Raw genomic sequence first — 18,131 nt, forward strand, 5'->3', positions numbered from 1 at the left:
CTTCCTTTATTGTGCGTTGGCCAGCGTAGCTTGCTGTTCAACATTATTTTTCTCTGCATTGCCGCGCACCAGGCGCAGCACGAAACCGGCAGGACCCGTCTGGTACCAATGGCGCACGCCACGGCGTGGCTGGCCCATCGCTTGCGTCAAGCGGTCCAGGGTAATGGCCAGCAGCACGATACCCAGGCCACCGACGGTTGCCAGGCCCATGTCCAGGCGGCCGATACCGCGCAATACCATTTGGCCCAGGCCACCGACGGCGATCATCGAGGCGATCACGACCATCGACAGCGACAGCATCAGCGACTGGTTGATACCGGCCATGATCGATGGCATGGCCAGCGGAAACTGCACGCGGGTCAGCAACTGCCACGGCGACGCGCCATAGGCGCGGGCCGCTTCGATCAGGTCGGGACGCACCTGGCGGATACCGAGGTTGGTCAAGCGCACGAGCGGCGGCAGGGCAAAGATGATCGTCACGATCACGCCTGGGGCATTACCGATACCAAACAGCATCACCACCGGCACCAGATAGACGAAGGCAGGCGTCGTCTGCATGGCGTCGAGCAAGGGGCGCAGGATATTTTGCGCGCGGTCGCTGCTGGCAAGGAAAATACCCAGCGGCAAGCCGATGGCCAGACAGAACGCCAGGGAAGTGAGCACCAGCGACAGGGTCGTCATCGCTTCGGGCCAGATGCCCAGCATCGACACGACCAGCAGCGCCAGCACGGTGCCGACGGCCAGCGTGCGGCTGGTAAATTGCCACGCCAGCAAGCCGATGATGGCGATCACCGTCAGCGACGGGGCCGCCAGCAGCACGCCTTCCACGCCGTTCAGGGTGCTATCGATCGGCGCGCGCACTGCCTGAAAGAAAGGGCGGAAATGGGCGACAACCCAGCCCAGGCCCTGGTTGATCCAGCTTTCCAGCGGCAGCGAGCCGTCGAAAATCTGTGTCAGGTGAAAGCCGGTCGCATGTTCCGGCTGCACGGCAGGCGCGGCGGCGTCCAGCCAGGCAGTGCTGGCGTCGGTCGGCGGCGTCAGCGCCCAGGGATTGATTTGCGCGGCTGGCTGTTCAACAACAGCTTCTACTGTGGAAACGGTGCTGGGGTTCATGCTTGTCCTTTCTGTTGTTGTTCGGCTATGGCTGGCGTGTCGCGGTCAAGGAACTTCAGCAAGGTTGTCTTGCTGATGGCGCCGCGGAAGCTGCCGTCATCGGCCACCACAGGGACGGCGTAAGGCAGTTGCGCCACCTGGCCGAACAGGCCGGCGACTGGCTCATCTGCGTTGATGGTCTGCACGTCGGGCAGGTAGGCATGCGCCAGGCCCAGCGGACCAACATGGCCGTCGAGCGCGCTGCGCAGCGAATCGGCCGACACGACGCCAAGGAACTTGCGCTGCGGATTGACGACGTAGGCAAACGCGCGATCCTGCTCTTCCAGCATCGACAGCGCGGCGCGCGAACCGCGGCTCGGCGATTCCGACACGACGATCTGGCTCTTGCGGGCAATATCGCTGGCCTTGAACACGGCCGCCGCATCGACGCCGCGCACGAAGTTGCGCACGTAATCGTTGGCTGGTTTGCGCAGGATTTCTTCCGGCGTGCCCACTTGCACCACGTGGCCGTCTTTCATGATGGCGACGCGGTCGCCGATGCGCATGGCTTCGTCGAGGTCATGCGAAATGAAGACGATGGTGCGGCGCTTGATTTGCTGCAAGCGCAGCAGTTCCGATTGCATTTCCGTACGAATAATCGGATCGAGCGCGGAAAACGCTTCATCCATCAGCAAAATCGACGGATCGCAAGCCAGCGCACGGGCCAGGCCCACGCGCTGCTGCATGCCGCCCGACAATTCGTCGGGATAGCTGGCGCCGTAGCCGTCCAGGCCCACCTGCTCCAGCGCTTGCTGGGCCAGCGCATGGCGCTCGGCCTTGGGCATGCCGGCCAGTTCCATACCGAAGGCAGTGTTGTCGAGCACGGTAATTTGCGGCAGCAGCGCGAACGACTGGAACACCATGCTGATGTCCTTGCGGCGCAGGGCGCGCAGCTGGGCGTCCGGCAAGGTATTGATGTCGTTGCCGTCGATCAGGATGCGGCCGGCGGTCGGCTCGATCAGGCGGTTCAGCATGCGCACCAGGGTCGACTTGCCCGAACCGGACAGGCCCATGATGACGAAGATCTCGCCCGCTTCAATGGTAAAGGTGGCGTCGAAAACGCCGATGGTGCAGTCAGTCTTGGCCAGGATATCCTGCTTGCTGGCGCCTTGATGAACGAGTTCAAGTGCTTCTTCTGGCTTGTCGCCGAACACTTTGAACACATGGTCGATAATGATTTGTTTTGCCACGATGTGGTTCTCCCTCGATTTGACGAATGGAATGAAACCCAGCAAGCTGCCAGCTTGCGGCGGGAATCAGCAAACCCTGTTGCGTCGGCTACGCCACGGCGCAAAAAGCGCACGGGAGCGACAGATAACAGGGGGTGACACGCGTGTGACCAGCGGATGGCCAAAGCCGGTGCCGGGGTGCCGTGTGCGTGCTAAAAGAGGCTGTGGTTCAGGACTTTTAACAACGCTAGCGCCATGCAAATACATGGCACCAAATGTATTTGACCGAAAAAATCGACCAAGCTACTTTTTAACTGGATGCGGGTGTAAAACCCGAAGAATTATTCACCACTCAGCGAGTGGGGAGTACTGCGAAGCAGAAGGTGAAACGCGGTGTAGCTGTTGTAAATATGACTCAAGTATAACGTAAAAAGCCACCAAAGTCCAATGGCTTTCCAAATAGAAATGTGCTAGCAATGTTCGCCAGCGTACAGTCAGACGTGAAAAAGGCGAAAAGCGACGGGTTTTCATCGTCTTTTCGCCCATCACTGCGGCACGTTCCCTAGCACCAAACATGGCGCCAGACAAGCGGCTCAAACTGGCTCGGTAAACACCTTGCGCATCTTCTCGGCAATCTTGCCTTCAATCGTGGAAGCGAAGGCGCTGAGCATGAAGCCCAGCTTGATTTGCAGTTGCGCCTGCTCTTTTTCCAGGGTCAGCGACCCATCGACGCCGCTGCGCTCGAAACGCAGCACGTCGCCATCCCAGGCGCACGCCAGGTCATATTCCTGGGCCAGCTTGTCGGCCACTTGCTGCGCCGCTTCGCGCGCCTTTTCTGCTGTCAGCTTATGTTGCTGAACTATATTTATATCCGCCATCAAACGATCCTTTTATTATAAAAACGGGTGCCATACGGCCAGCATCATACCAGCCGCCACGCGGCAGCCGCAGCCATGGGGAACGCCGGCACATGGAAAAAACCGCGCTTTCCTGTGCGGCGCTTGCGCCACATCAAACCGAAACCAGCGAAGCAGGCCGACTATCTCCATTCCAGTTGCAAGTGTCTTGGAGAGCTACCATGGACCAGAAAGTCATCGTGCCGGTCGAAGCCGTGCTGACCAAATGCGTGTCCTTGCCCGTCGGCTATGTCCCCACCCCCTCGGCGCCCTACCGCCAGCACCGCAAGAATGCGCAACTGACCCTGCAGCCGGGTCGGCCGCGCCTGACCGAGGCAACGGCCCGCGACCTGGCCGCCGTGCCTGTCGGTTCGCGCGTGCTGATCTGGAAGCAAGACCCGTCCGTGAGCGAACTAGGCACGCGCAAGACCTTCCTGCCCGGCCTGACCCTGCAAGGCCCGCGCGACGCGCGCATCACGTTTGGCGAACCGGGCATCGCCCGGGTCAGCCCGAACGCCTTTGGCGACTTCATCGTCTCGCCCAACACCGACCAGTTCGACGCCGTGCACACGTTTGCCATCGTGCGCATGACGCTCACCATGTACCAGCGCGCGATGGCCAGCAACGACACGGCGCCGCCCCTGCCCTGGCAATGGAACAACGCCAACAATACGGAACCGCTGCGCGTGTTCCCGCACGGCATGCCCAACGTCATGAATGCCTATTACAGCCGCAGCGACAACGCCCTCAAGTTCGGCGACTTCATCCCCAGCGGCGCTACCGAACGCGTCTACACCTGCCGTTCGCTCGACATCGTTTCGCATGAAACAGGGCACGCCATCCTCGATGGCCTCAAGCCGAATTGGCTGCTCAACAATAATCCACCGCAGACGGGCGGCTTGCATGAATCGTTCGGCGACCTGACGGCCATCTTCCTGGCCCTGTCGCAGCTGGACCAGGTCGAAGCCGTGATCGCGCAAACCAAGTCCGACCTCCACGATAAAACCTTCCTGGCCGACCTGGCGGAGCAGTTCGGCCTGGCGCTGGGCCGGCCTAACGGTTTGCGCAATGCCGACAATGACATCAAATTGTCGGAAGCAGGCACGGAAGTGCACGCCATCTCGCAAGTGTTTACGGGCGCCATCTACGACATCCTGGCCGACATCTTTGCCCACGAACGCCAGCCCCAGCTGGAAGACGACGCGGCCGTGCTGCACCGTTGCGGCGACTACCTGCGCAGCCTGGTCTTGCGCGCCCTGGTGGCGTCCCCCGATCACGCAGCCACGTACGCCGATGTGGCTGGCCACATGCTGACCCTGGCGCAGGCCGATGGCTACACTACCTACCTGGATTTCATCCGCAACAGCTTTACCGTGCGCGAAGTGCTCAAGAACGCCATGACGGGGGATGGACAGATGAACTTTGCCGCAGGCATCGTCGATGACGAGGGTGCCGTGCAAGACAGGCGGGCCTGCTGCGGTACCATGAACCATGCGGAATACAGCGAGTCCGATCAATTGCTGGAAGCGGAACGCGAAGCGCTGGCGGCCTGGTGCCGCAGTTACGCCCCCCGATAACGCCGTACGCGCCCACCAGCCAGCAGTCAGCCACAGGCGATGACATGCCGCATCACGTCCCCACCACCCCTCAAGAAGGAGCAGCATGAAAATTTCAGCCCGCAGCAGCGGCGGCTTTGCCGGCCTGAGCGAACAGTACGAGATCGATACGCAGGCCCACCCGGCCGGCCCCGGGCTGGAAGCGGCACTGGCCAGCAGCGGTTTTTTCACGCACCCGCAAGCCACGGGCGAACAGGTGGGCGCCGATATCCCTCAATGGCAGATCACCGTCGACGCCCCTGCCGCGCGCCGCACCATCACCTTTGCCGAGGATGGCAGTGCTGAAAATGCACGTTGGCAACAGTTACTGACGCAAATACGCGCCAGCGCCTGATTGTTCCGGCACTTGTTTGGCACATGTTTGGCACATGCCTGGCACTTATTTTTACTGATCTTGATTTGAGTAAAACAAAAACACCACACGGCAAGCCCTTGCGTCGCCCGCCCTGCACCCCGCACCGGCGGGCGACTGTCGCTTTCTTGCCGCGTTCTTCATGGCAACGTCCCGGATAGTCGCTGAATTGCCCGCTCTGCGCGGCAACGGCACTGCCAAAAAATGAATTTGCTTATACGTATTGTATATAAGCGGGATTTGTGAGAAATAGCGAATTGCCTTAAAATACAATGCTTTGCTTTAGTATGCGCCGCCGAGTTTCCTGCAGGCGCTACAGCACCTCCCCAAAAATTGATAGGACTGTTATGACCCACGTTGTCACCGAATCCTGCATCGCCTGTCGCTATACCGACTGCGTCGATGTCTGCCCGGTAGATTGTTTCCGGGAAGGCCCGAACTTCCTGGCGATCGATCCGGACGAATGTATTGACTGCGCCGTCTGCGTGGCAGAATGCCCGGTGAACGCGATTTTCGCGGAAGAAGACGTGCCGGGCGACCAGCAAGCCTTCATCAAGATCAACGTCGATCTGGCGCGTAACTGGCCTTCGATCACCAAGACGAAGGCTGCCTTGCCGGAAGCCGAGCAATTCAAGGACGTCAAGGACAAGCTCGACATGCTGGTGCGCTAAACGCACGGCAATGCCGCGGCCGTTCCGGCGGGAAGATTCTTCTCCGCAGGGGCGTAGCGGCAAAAAAACAGACAAAAAGCAGCGGAAACGCTGCTTTTTTTGCTTTTAAAGCATCGTTGCAGGTCTATCCACGCAAGTGTGGCGCGCTGTCACACCAAAGCGCAAACTGTGGATCTATGCGTGGTAATGCACATTTTGTCCTCAACAAATATCGTAAAATTGGATTATGATATTTGAGCCGATATTGGCGCTTGGAATTAAACAAGGACTCTATATGCTTTACCAACTGCACGAACTGCAACGCTCTTTCCTCACTCCGGTGATGCAATGGGCAGACATGTCCTCCAAGTTATTTACCAACCCGGTTTCTCCACTGGCCCACACCCCGTTTTCGCAACGCATCGCAGCCGGCTACGAGCTGATGTACCGCCTTGGCAAAGACTACGAAAAACCACAATTCGATATCAAATCCGTTCTCGTCCAAGGCGAGAGCGTCGACATCCGCGAACACGTTGTCGTCAACAAACCGTTTTGCCGCCTGATTCACTTCAAAAAAGAAGCCACTGGCTTGCAACAGCCCAAAGTTCTGCTGGTTGCCCCCCTGTCCGGTCACCACTCGACCCTGCTGCGCGATACCGTGCGCGGCTTGTTGGCCGAGCACGATGTCTACATCACCGACTGGACGGACGCGCGCATGGTACCGCTGACGGAAGGCCCGTTCCACCTGGACGACTACATTTATTATGTGCAGGAATTCATCCGCCTGCTGGCGCCTGACTTGCACGTCATTTCCGTCTGTCAACCGACCGTGCCCGTACTGGCCGCCATCTCGCTGATGGCGACGGCCAAAGATCCGCACATGCCGAAAACCATGACGATGATGGGCGGCCCGATCGACCCGCGCCGCTCGCCCACGCAAGTGAACAACCTGGCGACGGAAAAGAAATTCTCGTGGTTTGAAAACACCGTGATCTACGCGGTACCGCCGAACTATCCGGGCTTTGGCCGCAAGGTGTATCCGGGCTTCCTGCAGCACGCCGGCTTCATCGCCATGAATCCGGGCCGCCACGCGCAAAGCCACCGCGAGTTCTATATGCACCTGGTGACGGGCGACGACGAGCCAGCGGAAGGCCATCGCCAGTTCTACAACGAGTACAACGCCGTGCTGGACATGCCGGCCGAGTACTACCTGGAAACCATCAAAACGGTTTTCCAGGAATTCAGCCTGCCGATGGGCACGTGGAAAGTGGGCGGCCAGCTGGTGCGTCCGCAAGACATCACGAACGTGGCGCTGTTCACGGTAGAAGGCGAACTGGACGACATTTCCGGCGCCGGCCAGACGCAGGCGGCGCATGACTTGTGTTCCGGCATTCCTGCCGAGATGCAACAAGACTTCGTGGCGCCGAAATGCGGCCACTATGGCATTTTCTCGGGCCGCCGCTGGCGCGAGATCATATGCCCGAAAATCGGCGAATTCATCCAGAAACACGGCTAATACACGGCATTTCCATCAAAACGCCACGCCAACTCAGACTGGCGTGGCGTTTTTTTATGCCCAGTTCATGCGCGCGACGTTTCGATTTTCACCGTCGGACGCGTATTGACAAAAATCTGCTCGACCCGCGGCTCGCCCGGTCCCGGCTTCTTCATCGCATAGCCATTCACGGGCTGCGAGCGGTTCACCCACAGCGCGTAATACAAATGGTCGGCGCGCGGGTCTTCCGTGTTCGGGTGGATCAGTATCGTCAGGCCCAGGCTATTGAGCTGCAGCCACGGCACGATCACGGGCAATAAATCATTGGTAAAGCCGAAATAGAACGACGGCGTCACGTGCGGGCCGCGCGGCTCCAGGTTCCAGTCGCCCAGTTCGATCTGGAAGCGCTCGGCCGCCCAGCGACGTATCAGCGCCGCCTTCTGGTAACTGTCTTCGTCAAAATAGATATGCGCGTGATAGCTCTCGATATCCGTGTAGGCGCGCGGTGTCGACGGCAAGGTTTCCTCGCCGGGCCGCACGCTGGCGGGGCGCGGCGTGGGCGCCTTGTCCGTATGCTCGCCCCACGGACTCTTGCCAAGTGCTGGTTTCGCGCGCTTGACTGCGCCATCCTGCGCCAGGGCCGTCCCCGCCAGGCCGGAAGCGGCCAGCGCCGCCACCAGGCCGCCGCCGCGCAAGACCGTGCGGCGCTGCGGCGAGAGGAGATTGGCCCATTCCAGATCGATGGCCGCGTGTTGATTGTTGTCAGACATGGTATTTCCTGTTCTTGATGATAAGTATGAAGAGAAGGCAGATCAAAAGTGAACGGTGGCGCGCGCGTAGTAATAAGCACCGAGCACGCCAAGCGGTCCCGAGTTATCGTAGGCGCCTGTGTACTGCGCCAGATTCGCGGCGCTGCGCGCTGCGCGCGGCAGCTGGCCCGGTTTCTGGTCGAAGACATTGTTGGCGCCCACCGTCACGTTGATGCGCTTGCTGACGTCGTAGCCGACGCTGACATCCGTCACGAAGGCGGCTTTCAGCTGGTAGTCGCCGCCCGTGATGGCGTTCAGGCGCTTGAGCTTGCCGTAGCGCGTCTCGCGCAGGTTGAACGTCCAGCCGGCTTTTTCATACGCCAGGGTAAGGATTTCCTTGTCGCGCGGGGCCCGGTACAGCAAGTCGTACTCGGCCGACTTGCTCAGGGTGCCGATGTTCGGCAAGCCTTGCAGCACGGCCGGCAAGGCCGCCTTGCCGACCAGGCTCGTGTGGTTGAAATTGGCGGCCGCCGTCCAGCGCAGCTTGCCATCGGCCACGCGCAAGACATCCTCGGCCGTCAAGTCGATACCACGCGTGCGCGTGTCGCCCACGTTGGCAAAGTAATGCGCGACGAGACCATTGCCTACCGTCAGCCCCGCCGAGCGCAGCAGGTTTTCAATGACGGTTGCTTGCGCCCCCGTCAGCGGCCGGCCGCTGCCGTCGAGCGCCACGCCCGAACTGCGGTCGATGCCGATGTTCGACGACACGCCCAGGCGGTCGCTGACCTTGATTTGATACGCGTCAACGGCCAGACGCAGGGTGGGCGTAGGATTGAAGGTCAGCCCGGCCGACAGATTCGTCGATTTTTCCGGTTTTAAGGCTTGTGCGCCCAGTGCCCGCGCAGCGGCCGAGTTCGGCTGCGCCAGGGTATACGGCACGCCCGCATGGTCGGACGTGTTCGAATACGATTGCGTCACCAGGCTCGGTGCATGAAAACCATTGCTGACGGTGCCGCGCACGGCGACCGCGGGCGTGACGTCATAGCGGGCGGACAAACGGCCCGTCGTCTTGCTGCCGAAATCGGAATATTTCTCGGCGCGCAGTGCCGTGTCGAGCAACAACTGCGGCGTCAGTTTCGCGCCCAGGCCGATATACGCCGCATAGCTGTGGCGCGCAGTGTCGGATGCATCGACAGGCAGGTAGCCCGCCAGCGCCGACGAGCCGCTGCCCTGCCAGGAAGCGGGCTCGCCCGGGCTGCGCTGCTGCGTTTCATGCGAGTACTCGAGGCCCAGGCTCAGGTCGGCCGGCTCGCTCAAGCCCAGCTGCACGGGACGGCGCACGTCGGCATTGGTGGTCGAGCGGCTGTAGCGTTGATTGCCGATGTCAAAATCCGTCTTGCCGCCCGGATAGGTCAGCGAGTAATTGGCCGAGTGCTCCACGCCCACGTCGATATCGTCGCGGCCATACGTCGTGCTCAGGTCCCAGGTCCAGCCAGCCGTCTCGCCCTTGATGCCGCCTGTCAGCGAAAAGTCGTTTTCGCTCGTCGTTTCATACGGCGTAAAGCCGTCCGGATATACGGACAGCAAGCCTTTGTTGTTATTGAAAATGGTATTGGGCAGGCGGAAATTCTGCGCCGAGCGGGCATTGCGGTGCGCATACGTGCCGAAGCCGTACAGTTGCACCTCGTTCGACAGGTCATAGCCGAGGTTTGCGCTGAGCGAGGCGGTCGTGCTTTGCGGCACGCCCGTATTACGCCATGGATTGCTGTTGCGGTTTGCTTCGGCCGGGTTCGGCGTAGCGCCGGCAGGCAAACTGTTGTTCGGTCCCAATTTGACCAGCTGGCCATCGCTGTTGCGCACGGCCGGGTACGACAGATATCCGGGATTCAGCCCGAAATTGCGCACGGCGATGCCCTGGCGCTGGACTTCGGCGCCGAAGTGGGCAAAGCCGTGTTCGCCCAGGCGCGTGCCGCCATCGATGCGCACGGAACCGTTCGTGCCGTCACCCGCGTAGGTGGAACCGAGTTGCGTGCTGAAGCTGCCTTTGTCATCCGCTTTCAGGATGATGTTGATGACGCCGGCAATGGCGTCGGAGCCGTAGATGGCCGAAGCGCCGTCGCGCAGGATTTCCACGCGGGCAATGGCGCCCGTGGGAATCAGGGCCAGGTCCGTGGCGACGGAACCGGGAAAGCCATCTTCATTGACGATGGCCGTCGTATGCCGGCGCTTGCCGTTGACCAGCACCAGGGTATGCGAGGGGTCGAGGTTGCGCAGCTGCCCGGCGCGCACGATGCTGCCCAGGTCGGGCTGCACGCGAGCCGGCAAGTTAAACGATGGCAAGGCCGTATCGAGCGCATCGAGCAAGTTCAACTTGCCCGTGGCCTGCAATTGCTGCGCGCTGATCACGTCGATCGGGGCGGCGCTGTTGGCCACCGTGCGGCCCGTGCCGCGCGCGCCCGTGACGATGACGGTGTCGAGAGGGGCTTGTGAATACGCCACGCCAGGCGCCCCCAGCACCAGCACGGCCGCCGAGACGGCGTGCGCCAGTTGCCGCAAACGGGGAGCGGGGTCTTGCTTGTGAATCAGTTCCAGCATACGAAAACATCCTTTCAAAGTCGTCAACACAGTGGCTGCAGACTAAAGGATGGACAAACAAACAAGAACGAATGCTTTCGTGTTTAGATATTTCGTTTTGGCAACTAACAACAGCGGCGCGCCGTGTCAGGGAGTGGCGGGGGCGGTCGCCAGGCTCTGATCGAGCCGCTTCCAGTAATCGCGTTCCAGCCGGGCCGTATCGATGTCGCGCGCCGCCTCGTTGAAGCGTTTTTGCCGCGCCGCCCCTTCCGCATCGCGCTGGAAGCACACGTAGACGGGGCGCTCCTTGAAGACGGTATCGATGATGGCGATGCGCTCCCGCTCGGCCTTGCTGAAGTTGCGTCCCATCAGCAAGTGCTGCAGGACATGGCGCTCAATGACGATCACGCGGTAACGCTTGATCAGCAGTTTCTTCAGATTCGTCGCGTCGTTCAAGCCCTCTTCCGTATTCAACTCGCCGCGCGCCACCATGCCATCGAACTGTTCCCCATTCGAGTAGCCGGCCACGGTGCCGATGCGCAGCTTGCCCAGTTCCATCAGGCTGGCGCCGGGCACGCCATCCTCCTTCAGGTAGGCCAGCACACCCTGCGTGTTACCAACCGGCACAGAAAAGTGGCAGAGTTTTTCCCGTTCGGGCGTGCGCCAGACGGCCAGCAGCCCGGCATAGCGGGAACTGGCCAGGCCAAACTGCATGGCGCGCTTCCATGGGAAATATTCATATCTGACCGCATAGCCGAGACGCTCGAAGACGGCGCTGACCATGGCGCCCGACATGCCATCGGCCGGCAGGCTGCGGGAAATGAAGGGCGGCCAGTCTTCCGCCGCGAAGCGGACGATGCGCGAGCTGGCTGCGCCCGGCGCCGCCATGGGAGCAGCAGCCTGCCCGTATGCAAGGGCAAGTGCAGAGTGCATGAACAAACAGAAGGGCAAACCAACTGTCCGGAGGAAACGCATGTTTGGCTCCTATGGCCTGGCGCACCTGGCAATACAGGCGTGGCAACAGGACTGGCGGTCGGTTTTTTTTAATAACGAGCTTGATAAAAATCATGCTCCCACAAAAAAAAGGAATTGCAAAGTTGTTTATTTGCACTTTGACATTCCCATAGGAAATAAAATCCGATTGCGGCGCGCCTGCAACAGGCCCGCCATGGCGCGTGCTATCCCCTCTTGTAAAACAGGTTTTTACTTGTGCGCGCGCCGGATGGCCGATAATGGCGTTTTACCGTGGAAGATGACCGTGCCGCACCCTGCCCCTCCCTCACTTGCCGACCAGATCGAAGACTTGCTGCCGCAAACCCAATGCACCAAATGCGGCTACAACGGCTGCCGCCCATATGCGGAAGCGATAGCCGCCGGCAGCGCCGACATCAACCAGTGCCCACCGGGCGGCGTGCAAGGCATCGCGCGCCTGGCCGGCTTGCTGGGCAAAAAAGTCATTCCGCTCAATCCCGTCAACGGCCTCGAACGTCCGCGATCTGTCGCCTATATCGATGAATCGCTGTGTATCGGCTGTACCCTGTGCATCCAGGCCTGTCCCGTGGACGCCATCGTCGGCGCCGCCAAGCAGATGCATACGGTGGTCACCGATCTGTGCACGGGCTGCGACCTGTGCGTGGCGCCCTGCCCCGTCGACTGCATCGTCATGTACCCGGTCAGCGGCGACGCCACGGGCTGGGATGCCTGGAGCCAGGCCGAGGCGGACGACGCGCGCGCGCGCCACGATTTCCGCACCCAGCGCCTGCGCCGCGAAACAGAGGAAAACGAAGCGCGCCTGGCCGCCAAGGCCGTCGCCAAGATGCGCGAAGTGACGCAGGAAGTACCCGTTACGCCCGACGAACAGGCGGAGAAGGAGCGCAAGCGCGCCATCATCGCCGCCGCCATGGAGCGCGCGCGCGCCAAGGCCGCCGCCAGCACGGATACCCCCCAGCCAGCCCCTACCACCCCGAAAAAAGACGCATGAACGCCGCCAAACGCCTGGAAATCTTTACGCGCTTTCGCGCCGCCAACCCCTCCCCGAAGACGGAACTCGAATACACGACGCCGTTCGAGCTGCTGATCGCCGTGCTGCTGTCGGCACAGGCGACGGACGTGTCCGTCAACAAGGCTACCCGCTTGCTGTATCCGGTCGCCAATACGCCGGCCAAGATACTGGCGCTGGGCGTCGACGAGCTGGCCAGCTACATCCGCACCATCGGCCTGTTCCGCACCAAGGCGAAGAACGTCATCGCCACCTGCCAGATCCTGCTGGAGCAGCACGGCGGCGAAGTGCCGCGCGACCGCGCCTCGCTGGAAGCCTTGCCCGGCGTGGGCCGCAAGACGGCGAATGTGGTCATGAACACGGCATTTGGCGAACCGACGATGGCCGTCGACACGCATATCTTCCGCGTTTCGAACCGCACCGGCATCGCGCCGGGCAAGAATGTCGATATCGTCGAGCAAAAGCTATTGAAGTTCGTACCGAAAGAATTCCTGCACGACGCCCACCACTGGCTCATCCTGCACGGCCGCTACACATGCACGGCGCGCAAGCCGCAATGCTGGAACTGCATGATTGCCGACCTGTGCGACTACAAGGACAAGTCGCCGATGCCGGCCGTGGTATAGGTAAAAAAAACGGCCCGAATGGGCCGCTGTCGTTGCGTCGTAGGTCGGATTAGCGCGCAGCGCGTAATCCGACAGGACGCTGCAACAATTTTGTCGGATTACGCTCCGCTAATCCGACCTACAGCAAGACCATATTGTCGCGATGGATCAACTCATGGCCTTCCATGTAGCCGAGGATGGACTCGATCTCGGTGGACGGCTTGCGCATGATGCGGCGCGCTTCGCCGCTCGTGTAGTTGGACAGGCCGCGCGCCACGGGCACGCCGTCCGCGTCGACGCAGGTGATCACGGCGCCGCGGCCGAATTCGCCGTGCACGCCCGTCACTCCGATCGGCAACAGCGACTTGCCTTCCTGGCGCAGCTTTTGCGCGGCGCCCGCGTCCAGCACGACGGCGCCGGCCGTATGCAGATGATCGGCCATCCACTGCTTACGCGCCGTCAACTGCCCCGTTTGCGCCCGCAACTCCGTGCCGATCGCTTCGCCCTGGGCGAGGCGGCTGAGCACGTCGCTGTCGCGGCCCCAGGCGATGATGGTGTGGGCGCCGGACTTGGCGGCGCGCTTGGCGGCGAGGATTTTCGTCAGCATGCCGCCACGCCCCAGGCTGCTGCCGGCGCCGCCGGCCATCGCTTCCAGGGCAGGGTCGCCAGCGATGCCTTGCGTGATCAGATAGGCGTTCGGGTCCTTGCGCGGGTCGGCCGAGAACAAACCGTGCTGGTCCGTCAGGATGACGAGCGCATCGGCCTCGATCAGGTTGGCGACCAGGGCGCCCAGGGTGTCGTTGTCGCCGAACTTGATTTCATCGGTGACGACCGTGTCGTTTTCGTTGATGATCGGCACCACGCCCAGGCGCAGCAGGGTCGTCAGGGTGGAGCGGGCATTCAGGTAGCGTTCGCGGTCGGCCAGGTCGGCGTGCGTGAGCAGCACTTGCGCCGTGCCGAGGCTGTGGGCGCGGAAGCTGCTTTCATAGATTTGCGCCAGGCCCATCTGGCCGACGGCGGCGCAAGCCTGCAATTCGTGGATATCGGTGGGGCGCTGCTCGAAACCGAGGCGCAGCATGCCTTCGGCGATGGCGCCGGAGCTCACCAGCACGACTTCCTTGCCCAGGGCGCGCAAGCCGGAAATCTGCGCGGCCCAGCGCGCGATGGCGGCATGGTCGAGTCCGCGGCCATCGTTGGTGACCAGCGAAGAGCCGACTTTGATGATGATGCGGGTAGCTTTTTGAATCACGGAATCCATGGGGCGGCGCTCTTCACTTAATAGACGTCAGCGCGCAGGACGCAGCAGCAGCAAGGCCAGCCCCGCCGTCAGCTCCATTGCGCACATGAACAACACAAAACCCTGGGGCAAGCCGAAGCTGATGGCCGCGAACAGACGGCCGGCGGGCTGCGCCAGGACCAACATTGCAGTGATATCGCCGAGGACAGGCGGTTCGCCCTGCCGTGCCGCGAACAGCGCCAGGAGCGCGGTAGCGCCCCAGACACCGACATGAGTAGCGTAGAACTGGCTGTAGCCGTTGACGCCATTGAGGAAGATGCCCATGCCGGCCGCCATTTCATCGGCGAACAGCAGGCAGGCGACCGCGCTCAGCCCGTAAGCATACGCGATCAGATGCAATACACGGCGCTGCCACGCTTGCTTGCGCGCTGGCGCGGCAGCGGCCGTCTGTACCGACATCAGGGTAACGCCTTAGTCGAGGATCTTGAAACGCGGATCATCCGGGTCGATCGACGAGATACCGCGTGCTTCTTCGGTCATCTGCGTTTCTTCGGCACGGCTTTCGCTGTGTTTCTTCTCTTCCAGATGCTGGTAAATCGCATTCACCAGTTCCGGGCAACCCTGATGGTTCAGCGCGGAGATCTCGAAGACGGGACCTTTCCAGGCGAAACGCTTGAGGAAGTCCTTGACGATCTTCTTGCGCTCTTCTTCCGGCACCATGTCGAGCTTATTCAACACCAGCCAGCGCGGCTTGTCGACCAGCGACTCGTCGTACTTCTTCAATTCCTTGACCAGCGCCTTGGCTTCCTTGACAGGATCGACGTTGGTTTCAAACGGTGCCAGGTCGACGATGTGCAACAGCAGACCCGTGCGCTGCAAGTGACGCAGGAATTGATGGCCCAGGCCCGCGCCTTCGGAAGCGCCTTCGATCAAGCCCGGAATATCGGCGATCACAAAGCTCTTCTCGTGCGACACGCGCACCACGCCCAGGTTCGGGTGCAGGGTGGTAAATGGGTAATCGGCAATTTTCGGACGCGCGTTCGAGACGGCCGAAATGAAGGTCGACTTGCCGGCGTTCGGCATACCCAGCAGGCCTACGTCGGCCAGCACTTTCAGTTCCAGACGCAGTTCGCGGCGTTCGCCTTCCTTGCCCTCGCCTTTTTGGCGTGGCGCGCGGTTGGTCGAGGACTTGAAGTGGATATTGCCCCAGCCGCCTTCGCCGCCCTTGGCCAGCATTTCGGTCTGGCCGTGTTCGGTCAGATCGGCCAGGATTTCGCCGCTCGCGTTGTCGATGATCAAGGTGCCGACCGGCATGCGCAGGTGGATGTCATCGGCGCCCTTGCCATAGCAATCTGCGCCACGGCCAGGCTCGCCATTGCGAGCCTTGTGCATTTTGGAGAAGCGGAAATCGACGAGCGTGTTGATATTGCGGTCGGCGACTGCCCAAATGGTGCCGCCCTTGCCGCCATCGCCGCCATCGGGACCGCCGAAAGGCCGGAATTTTTCACGGCAGAAAGAGGCGCAGCCGTTGCCGCCATCGCCCGCGATGACTTCGATTTTTGCTTCGTCGATAAACTTCATAATTTTGCCGCCATAAAACTAAAAAGGCTCTACCTTGGGCAGAGCCTTTCGATTGAAGGCTTGCGCCTTACATCATGCGATCATTGCGGAGCGAACTGGCGCTCCGCGATGAATTACGCTGGTACTGCTGCGTTAGGTACAACGGTCACGAATTGCTTCGAGCCAGCACCTTTGACAACGAACTTCACTTTGCCCGCGATCAACGCGAACAAGGTGTGGTCTTTGCCCATGCCTACGCCTTCGCCGGCGCGCACTGGCGTGCCGCGTTGACGAATGATGATGCCGCCAGCATTGATAGCTTGGCCGCCGTAGACTTTAACGCCCAGACGTTTTGATTCTGAATCACGGCCGTTTCGCGTTGTGCCGCCGCCTTTTTTATGTGCCATTTAAGACTCCTTGATAGCTGATTATGTAGACAAACTGCGTCAAACAGCGGCGATTAGCCGTTGATCGAAACGATTTGGATTTCGGTAAAATTCTGGCGATGGCCTTGATGCTTTTGGTAGTGCTTACGACGACGCATCTTGAAAATTTTGACCTTATCATGGCGACCATGCGCCACAACCGTAACCAGTACCGTTGCACCTTCGACCAATGGAGCACCAAACTTGATGCTGTCGCCCGCGCCTACTGCGAGAACTTGATCGATGGTGATTTCGGAACCAATGTCTGCCGGTATCTGTTCTACTTTAAGTTTTTCGCCAGCGACAACTTTGTATTGTTTGCCACCGGTTTTTATGACCGCGTACATGATTTGAAACCTCATCAAATGTTGAAAGAATTTGTCCCACTGCCATGAAAAGCAAGCCGTGCACAACAGGGGGAACCAGCGATTATACACGGACTGAGAAATTGCGTCAAAAACTATTCACAAAGCTTGACGATCGTGGTATGTCGACAACCTGACCATCATGTCAGGCTTGCGCCAGGCGGACAGCAAAACGCGCGCCAGTGCCAACAAGGTCAATCAATTGCTCTACAGTCATAGGCAAACGTCACGCACGCGCAAGCCTTGTCGTATAATCGCGGCACCCACAATCTAATGCAGGTTCGCCTTGTCTGACGCTAACAAACACGTTAACCAAAACACCATCGTGCAAACGATTGCCGCCGATATGGACGCAGTCAATACGGTGATCCGCCAAAAGTTGCACTCCGATGTGATTCTGATCAACCAGATCGCTGAATACATCATCAGCGCAGGCGGCAAACGCATCCGTCCCGTGCTGATTTTGCTGGTGGCCAATGCCCACGCCTATCGCGGCACGGCGCACCATGAACTGGCCGCCGTGGTCGAATTCATCCACACCGCCACCCTGCTGCACGACGACGTCGTCGACGAATCGTCGATGCGCCGCGGACGCCAGACGGCCAATGCCCTGTTCGGCAATGCCGCTTCGGTGCTGGTGGGCGACTTCCTGCACTCGCGCTCGTTCCAGCTGATGGTGTCGCTCAATAATATGCGCGTCATGCAAATCCTCTCCGACGCCACCAACGTGATCGCCGAAGGCGAAGTGCTGCAGTTGCTGAACATGCACGATCCGGACGTGACGCAAGAAAGCTATTTGAACGTCATCCGCTCGAAGACGGCCAAGCTGTTCGAAGCGTCGGCGCAACTGGGCGCCCTGATCGCCGGTGCCAGCGAAGACGATATCGAAGCGGCTGCCGAATACGGCCGCTCGCTGGGCACGGCCTTCCAGCTGATCGACGACGTGCTCGACTATGCAGGCGACGCCGCCGAGATCGGCAAGAATGTGGGCGACGATTTGCGCGAAGGCAAACCGACCATGCCGCTGATCTGGCTGATGGAAAACGGCACGCCGGAACAGCGCGAACTGGTGCGCAGCTGCATCGAGCAAGGCGACGAACAGCATTTCGATACCGTCCTGGCCGCCATCACCAATAGTGGCGCCCTCGACTACACGCGCAAGCAGGCGGAAATCGCCGGCCAGCGCGCCGCCGACGCCATCGCCGGCTGGCCGGACAGCGTCTACAAGCAATCGATGCTGCAACTGTGCTCGTTTGCCGTGGACCGCAATCACTGATCGCGCTTCAC

18 protein-coding genes are annotated in these 18,131 nt (G+C 60.7%); 7 read left to right on the top strand and 11 right to left on the bottom strand.

Annotated elements, in window-relative coordinates; translation table 11 throughout:
- Window positions 1-6: 6 nt before the first annotated feature.
- The 3 genes from proW to ACPJXG_RS23145 form a co-directional block, all read right to left on the bottom strand.
- Complete coding sequence (gene proW, locus ACPJXG_RS23135; protein ID WP_035825112.1) at window positions 7-1,113, bottom strand: glycine betaine/L-proline ABC transporter permease ProW; 1,107 nt, start codon at window positions 1,111-1,113, stop codon at window positions 7-9.
- Window positions 1,110-2,342 (bottom strand): glycine betaine/L-proline ABC transporter ATP-binding protein ProV, encoded by a 1,233-nt coding sequence (proV, locus tag ACPJXG_RS23140; RefSeq protein ID WP_035828675.1) that lies wholly within the window; start codon window positions 2,340-2,342, stop codon window positions 1,110-1,112. Before proV ends, proW begins: the two co-directional genes overlap by 4 nt.
- A gap of 572 nt (window positions 2,343-2,914) precedes the next feature.
- A complete protein-coding gene (locus ACPJXG_RS23145) occupies window positions 2,915-3,199 on the bottom strand; it encodes a polyhydroxyalkanoic acid system family protein (protein ID WP_289918037.1) in 285 nt (94 codons plus the stop codon).
- Between the two features lie 200 nt (window positions 3,200-3,399).
- Between ACPJXG_RS23145 and ACPJXG_RS23150 the strand changes: the two genes are divergently transcribed.
- The 4 genes from ACPJXG_RS23150 (at window position 3,400) to ACPJXG_RS23165 (ending at window position 7,351) form a co-directional block, all read left to right on the top strand.
- Window positions 3,400-4,794, top strand: coding sequence for a hypothetical protein (locus ACPJXG_RS23150; RefSeq protein WP_425252463.1), 1,395 nt, complete (start codon window positions 3,400-3,402; stop codon window positions 4,792-4,794).
- An 85-nt stretch (window positions 4,795-4,879) separates the two neighbouring features.
- A complete protein-coding gene (locus ACPJXG_RS23155; protein WP_099400755.1) occupies window positions 4,880-5,167 on the top strand; it encodes a protealysin inhibitor emfourin in 288 nt (95 codons plus the stop codon).
- Between the two features lie 365 nt (window positions 5,168-5,532).
- The gene (gene fdxA / locus ACPJXG_RS23160) at window positions 5,533-5,856 is read left to right on the top strand and encodes a ferredoxin FdxA (RefSeq protein ID WP_034782458.1); all 324 of its coding nucleotides are present in this window, start codon (window positions 5,533-5,535) and stop codon (window positions 5,854-5,856) included.
- 274 nt (window positions 5,857-6,130) lie between these two features.
- Window positions 6,131-7,351, top strand: coding sequence for a polyhydroxyalkanoate depolymerase (locus tag ACPJXG_RS23165; RefSeq protein ID WP_425252464.1), 1,221 nt, complete (start codon window positions 6,131-6,133; stop codon window positions 7,349-7,351).
- A gap of 65 nt (window positions 7,352-7,416) precedes the next feature.
- On the opposite strand, the gene ACPJXG_RS23170 is transcribed toward ACPJXG_RS23165, so the two are convergent.
- From ACPJXG_RS23170 to ACPJXG_RS23180, 3 genes are all read right to left on the bottom strand, one after another.
- On the bottom strand, window positions 7,417-8,100 hold the full coding sequence (locus tag ACPJXG_RS23170; protein ID WP_219311093.1) for a DOPA 4,5-dioxygenase family protein: 684 nt from the start codon (window positions 8,098-8,100) through the stop codon (window positions 7,417-7,419).
- Between the two features lie 42 nt (window positions 8,101-8,142).
- Window positions 8,143-10,674 (bottom strand): TonB-dependent receptor plug domain-containing protein, encoded by a 2,532-nt coding sequence (locus ACPJXG_RS23175; protein WP_425252465.1) that lies wholly within the window; start codon window positions 10,672-10,674, stop codon window positions 8,143-8,145.
- Between the two features lie 126 nt (window positions 10,675-10,800).
- A complete protein-coding gene (locus tag ACPJXG_RS23180) occupies window positions 10,801-11,541 on the bottom strand; it encodes a substrate-binding periplasmic protein (protein WP_176388892.1) in 741 nt (246 codons plus the stop codon).
- A gap of 364 nt (window positions 11,542-11,905) precedes the next feature.
- On the opposite strand from ACPJXG_RS23180, the gene rsxB reads away from it, so the two are divergent.
- Entirely contained in the window at window positions 11,906-12,634 is a 729-nt protein-coding gene (rsxB, locus tag ACPJXG_RS23185; protein ID WP_278317877.1) for an electron transport complex subunit RsxB, read from the top strand.
- Window positions 12,631-13,278 carry an endonuclease III gene (gene nth, locus ACPJXG_RS23190; RefSeq protein WP_035825095.1) on the top strand — a complete coding sequence of 216 codons (648 nt, stop codon included), beginning with the start codon at window positions 12,631-12,633 and terminating at the stop codon, window positions 13,276-13,278. Before rsxB ends, nth begins: the two co-directional genes overlap by 4 nt.
- A gap of 118 nt (window positions 13,279-13,396) precedes the next feature.
- Here nth and proB read toward each other — a convergent pair whose 3' ends face one another.
- The 5 genes from proB to rplU all read right to left on the bottom strand — a co-directional run bounded on the left by proB (window position 13,397) and on the right by rplU (window position 16,826).
- Window positions 13,397-14,515 (bottom strand): glutamate 5-kinase, encoded by a 1,119-nt coding sequence (proB, locus tag ACPJXG_RS23195; protein ID WP_099400751.1) that lies wholly within the window; start codon window positions 14,513-14,515, stop codon window positions 13,397-13,399.
- 27 nt (window positions 14,516-14,542) lie between these two features.
- The gene (locus tag ACPJXG_RS23200; RefSeq protein ID WP_035825091.1) at window positions 14,543-14,953 is read right to left on the bottom strand and encodes a hypothetical protein; all 411 of its coding nucleotides are present in this window, start codon (window positions 14,951-14,953) and stop codon (window positions 14,543-14,545) included.
- Between the two features lie 12 nt (window positions 14,954-14,965).
- Window positions 14,966-16,075 (bottom strand): GTPase ObgE, encoded by a 1,110-nt coding sequence (obgE, locus tag ACPJXG_RS23205; RefSeq protein WP_034754647.1) that lies wholly within the window; start codon window positions 16,073-16,075, stop codon window positions 14,966-14,968.
- A 113-nt stretch (window positions 16,076-16,188) separates the two neighbouring features.
- Window positions 16,189-16,461: a 50S ribosomal protein L27 gene (gene rpmA, locus ACPJXG_RS23210; RefSeq protein WP_010395157.1), complete on the bottom strand. Its 273-nt coding sequence runs from the start codon at window positions 16,459-16,461 to the stop codon at window positions 16,189-16,191.
- 53 nt (window positions 16,462-16,514) lie between these two features.
- Complete coding sequence (gene rplU / locus ACPJXG_RS23215) at window positions 16,515-16,826, bottom strand: 50S ribosomal protein L21 (protein ID WP_034754730.1); 312 nt, start codon at window positions 16,824-16,826, stop codon at window positions 16,515-16,517.
- A gap of 304 nt (window positions 16,827-17,130) precedes the next feature.
- Here rplU and ispB point away from each other — a divergent pair, with 304 nt between their 5' ends.
- Window positions 17,131-18,120: an octaprenyl diphosphate synthase gene (gene ispB, locus ACPJXG_RS23220; RefSeq protein ID WP_035825085.1), complete on the top strand. Its 990-nt coding sequence runs from the start codon at window positions 17,131-17,133 to the stop codon at window positions 18,118-18,120.
- Window positions 18,121-18,131: the final 11 nt, after the last annotated feature.

Origin of the sequence: Janthinobacterium sp. NFX145 (genome assembly GCF_049810325.1) — a bacterium.
Classification (GTDB): Bacteria; Pseudomonadota; Gammaproteobacteria; order Burkholderiales; family Burkholderiaceae_D; genus Janthinobacterium; species Janthinobacterium rivuli.